This is a genomic window from Bacillota bacterium (assembly GCA_036504675.1).
Taxonomy (GTDB): Bacteria; Bacillota; Sulfobacillia; order JAJYWN01; family JAJZPE01; genus DASXUT01.
The window spans coordinates 1-4,131 of the sequence record DASXUT010000029.1 but is presented as its reverse complement, the minus strand read 5'-3'; the positions used below and the strand labels follow the sequence as shown (position 1 = coordinate 4,131).

5 protein-coding genes are annotated in these 4,131 nt (G+C 67.0%); 4 read left to right on the top strand and 1 reads right to left on the bottom strand.

The features are described 5' to 3' along the window. The first annotated feature begins 74 nt into the window (after positions 1-74). Genes VGL40_02175 through hisIE form a run of 3 tightly spaced genes read left to right on the top strand, consistent with a single transcriptional unit; the run spans position 75 to position 2,346 of the window. Positions 75-821 carry a 1-(5-phosphoribosyl)-5-[(5-phosphoribosylamino)methylideneamino] imidazole-4-carboxamide isomerase gene (locus VGL40_02175; GenBank protein HEY3314077.1) on the top strand — a complete coding sequence of 249 codons (747 nt, stop codon included), beginning with the start codon at positions 75-77 and terminating at the stop codon, positions 819-821. A 29-nt stretch (positions 822-850) separates the two neighbouring features. Beyond that, entirely contained in the window at positions 851-1,609 is a 759-nt protein-coding gene (gene hisF, locus VGL40_02170; GenBank protein ID HEY3314076.1) for an imidazole glycerol phosphate synthase subunit HisF, read from the top strand. Further along, positions 1,606-2,346 carry a bifunctional phosphoribosyl-AMP cyclohydrolase/phosphoribosyl-ATP diphosphatase HisIE gene (gene hisIE, locus VGL40_02165; GenBank protein HEY3314075.1) on the top strand — a complete coding sequence of 247 codons (741 nt, stop codon included), beginning with the start codon at positions 1,606-1,608 and terminating at the stop codon, positions 2,344-2,346. The genes hisF and hisIE overlap by 4 nt, the downstream gene beginning before the upstream one ends. Before the next feature lie 66 nt (positions 2,347-2,412). On the opposite strand, the gene VGL40_02160 is transcribed toward hisIE, so the two are convergent. Then, positions 2,413-2,706 (bottom strand): hypothetical protein, encoded by a 294-nt coding sequence (locus VGL40_02160; protein HEY3314074.1) that lies wholly within the window; start codon positions 2,704-2,706, stop codon positions 2,413-2,415. Positions 2,707-2,971: 265 nt separating this feature from the next. Between VGL40_02160 and VGL40_02155 the strand changes: the two genes are divergently transcribed. Beyond that, positions 2,972-3,523, top strand: coding sequence for a (2Fe-2S)-binding protein (locus VGL40_02155; GenBank protein ID HEY3314073.1), 552 nt, complete (start codon positions 2,972-2,974; stop codon positions 3,521-3,523). The last annotated feature ends 608 nt before the right edge of the window (positions 3,524-4,131 follow it).

Below are 4,131 nucleotides of genomic sequence, written 5' to 3'. Positions count from 1 at the left end.
ACGCAGTTCCACCCCGAGCGCAGCGGAGCGGCCGGCCTCGCCGTCCTCGGCCGATTCACGGAGGTGGTCCGCCAATGCTCGTGATCCCAGCCATCGACATCCGCGGAGGGAAGGTTGTCCGTCTCCTCCGCGGGGACTATGAACAGGAGACCGTCTACGGCACCTCACCGGCCGGCGTGGCGGCGGCCTACGTCGCCGCCGGCGCCTCCCGCGTCCACCTGGTCGACCTCGACGGGGCCAGGGCCGGCCGGCCGGTCAACCTAGCCGTCCTCGAGGCGGTGGCCCGGATGGCCGCCCCCGTGCCCGTCCAATGCGGCGGCGGGTTGCGCGACGAGGAATCCGTGGTGGCGGCCTTCACCGCCGGAGCGGCCATGGTCATCCTGGGAAGCGCCGCGGTGAAGGACCCGGCCTGGGTGGGCCGGCTGGCCGAGAAGTGGCCCGGGAGGATCCTCGTCAGCCTGGACACCCGCGGCGGCAAGGTGGCCGTCGGTGGCTGGCTCGAGGACACGGGCGTCGCTCTGGAGGACGCCGCCTCGGGCTTGATCGACCGCGGCATCACGACGTTCATCTACACCGGAATCGAGCAGGACGGCACCGGGGATGGACCGGACCTGGCCGGGGTTCAGACCCTGGCCGGCTTGGGCGCGGAGGTCATCGCCGCCGGCGGCGTCGGGCGACTCGGGGACCTCAGACGGCTGGACGAAGCCGGGGCCTTCGGGGCGATCATCGGCCGAGCCCTCTTCGAGGGCCGCATCGACCTGAGGACGGCCATCGCCGCCGCGGGCGGGGATCACGGGCCCGCGGACGACCCCCGTCACTGACCAGCCGACGACCGGAGGAGGCTTCGCCGATGCTCTACAAGCGGATCATTCCCTGCCTCGACCTGAAGGCCGGGCGGGTGGTCAAGGGGGTCAAGTTCGCGGACCTGCGCGACGCCGGGGACCCCGTCGAACAGGCCGCCTTCTACAGTTCCGAAGGCGCCGACGAGCTCGTCTGCCTGGACATCGCGGCCAGCCGCGAGGGGCGGGGCCCAACCCTGCGGGCCATCGAGGGCATCGCCGAGCAAGTCTTCATCCCCCTCACCGCCGGCGGCGGACTGGCCGGCCCGGATGACGTCCGGGCCACGCTATTGGCCGGGGCCGACCGGGTCTCTCTGAACACCCAGGCCGTCCTCAACCCCGGGTTGATCGAGGAAACGGCCGGGCGCTTCGGACGTCAGTGCGTGGTCGTGGCCATCGATTTCCGGTCCGACCCCGACCTGGGCTGGCGAGTCTGCACCCACGGCGGCAGCATCCCGACCGAGCTGTCCCTGGTCGCCTGGGCCCGGCGCGTGGTCGAACTGGGGGCCGGCGAACTCCTGTTGACCAGCATGGACCGGGACGGGACGGTCGACGGCTACGACCTTGGTGCCACCCGGGCGGTGGCCGACGCGGTGACCACGCCGGTGATCGCCTCCGGCGGGGCCGGCCGGCCCGAGGACGTCGCCGCCGTCCTCTCGGAGGCCGGTGGGGCCGACGCCGCCCTGGCCGCTTCGATCTTTCACTATCGGCAGTGCCGGATCGCCGACCTCAAGGCGTTCCTGCGCGGACAGGGGGTGCCTGTGCGATGAAGGGAGAAGATAGACGGACCGTGGATGAGGCCGAGCCGGCCGGTGATCAGGCCGGGCCGACCGAATTGTGGACCCATCTCCGGCCGGGGAGCGACGGCCTGATCCCGGCCATCGTCCGGGACCGGCGGACGGGCGACGTCCTCATGCTCGGCTATCAAGACCGCGAGGCCTTCCAGCGGACGCTGGCCGGCGGTGACCTCTGGTTCTACAGCCGCAGCCGCCAGACTCTGTGGCATAAGGGCGAGACTTCGGGCAGCTTCATGCGGGTGGTCGGCCGTCCCCTGGTCGACTGCGACGCCGACACCTTGCTGTGGGTGGTGGACCCGGCCGGGCCGGCCTGTCACACCGGCCACCGGAGTTGCTTCTATCGGGAGATGGGCGAGGAGGGGCCGGTGGACGCGGTCGACGCCAAGCCGACCGCGGGGCCGGAGGCCCAGTCGACGGCCTCGACCGACCTCTCCGCGGTCCCCGCCCGGCTCGCGACGATCATCGCCGAGCGACGGGCAACCGCCCCCGAGGGCTCATACACGGCCAAGCTCTTCGCCGCCGGCCTCGACAAGATGCTGAAGAAGGTCGGCGAGGAAGCCACCGAAGTGGTCCTCGCCGCCAAGAACAACGATCGGCCGAACCTCATTTGGGAGCTGGCCGACCTCTACTACCATGTGGCCGTGGTCATGGAGCAGGTCGGGGTGACCAGGGACGAAGTGTTGGGGGAGTTGGGGCGCAGGTTCCGCTAGGTCTGGACGCGATTCGGCCACGGCCTACGGCAACCGGGTGTTGAGAGGCTTCGCGTCGCTATGAAGCTATAGATAGATGTCTGGGCACATGGGAGTGCGCAGTGGCTTGCCTTCGTGCAGATGATCATGGACATCCATGAGAGCATCGCCGATCTGCTGGATGGTGGGATTCGGGGGCAGCTCAACCCCAAAGTAGCTGATGGTCCTACGACCGATGTGGCTACACACAAGGACGGTCTTGTTGAGCAATGGGTGCTCCGTGATCAAGACTTTGATATCCTCCACCCCGCCTTCCAGGCCGCCGAACATGGTCTCCCTGAACTTCAGCTCAAGCAAGCGGGCCTTGACGCTCTGTTCCACGCCCCAATCCCCTCCTTGCCAAATACTCTGTTCCGGACATCGGGTTCTCCAGCGACTCTGGCCCGCTGGATGACTAGTCACTTATACGCGGCATGGGGCGGGACAGATCGTCGCGAGGCCCCGTCCCGGTCCGAATTTGGCCCCGCCACTGGAAATGACCAGAGCATCGGAGACAAAAGCCACTCCCATCCCTACCGCCGCCGCTCCTAGACGGGGGCACTCTCGTGTATAATGATGATCGAGACTGGCCGAGGGAGTGAGCTGAATGGAAGGACAGCCCGTTGACCGCCCCCTGTTGATCTGCCCGGCTTCTGGGACCAAGGGCAAGACCGTGTCCCTTGAAACGCTCCGATCGCTCATTAAGCCCAGTCAGCAGGATCGGATCACGGCTGGGCCGTATCGCTACTGCGACGCCCCGGGATGTGAGGTCGTCTACTTCGCTGAGGACGGCAGTCACGTCTTCACCAGGGACGACTTGAGAGTCCGGGTGGGGGCCAAGGAAGCCGTTCCTCCCCGTCCCATCTGCTACTGCTTCAACCACACCTATGAAGAGATCATCGAGGAAATCCGGCGAACCGGCGTCAGCAGCGTCCCTGACGACATCCGGAGTAAGCTGAAGACAAAGGGATGCGACTGTGTTCACACCAACCCACAGGGATCCTGCTGCCTTGGCGTGGTGCTATCCGTCGTTGGGGAAGCTTCCAAACGAGTTCAGAAGGGAACAACTGGAGCACCCACGCCGGCCCACGAAGACTGCTGCAAGCCGGGCGACGTCGACGATGATGGCGGCGACGCGGGGGGTTGCTGTCCAGGATAGAGCACTGACCGGGGTTTGCGACGGCCCGCCAGCTTTCTAGGGCGGGGCGTGACCGCGGCCTATTCGGCTGATGACTTTGCGGAGCTGCGCTGTTTGACGCCATGCGGACCGCGTGGCGAGAAACCCCCCCGCTTTCCTGGCGACCTTCGGGCGGCTCAGCCCTTCCACCAGCACCAGCTTCCTGATACGCTCAATCTGGGCCATCTTGATCATCCTTTCTCTCCCCGGGTCGACTGGTTGTCTGCAACTCCAGTCTACTGGGGATGGAAGATCAAGGTGGCCAGTTTTTTGATGATCACAAGGGCCTGCTTTGGTCGGAGTATGGATTAGCACGGACAGGCGACGGCCAGTGGGTCCTCGAGTAACGGGTCGACTGGCGGGTTTCAATCCGCGCCCCCGTGCGGGGAGCGACGACCGCGGACGCAAAGCTCAAAGTGCCGAGGACCGTGTTTCAATCCGCGCCCCCGTGCGGGGGGCGACTGCAGATGATCGATCCTTCTTCCCCGACCACCTGGTTTCAATCCACGCCCCCGTGCGGGGGGCGACACCCGGCGCCTACCGGATGCGGTATGCCGGGTTGACGGTTTCAATCCACGCCCCTGGTCTTG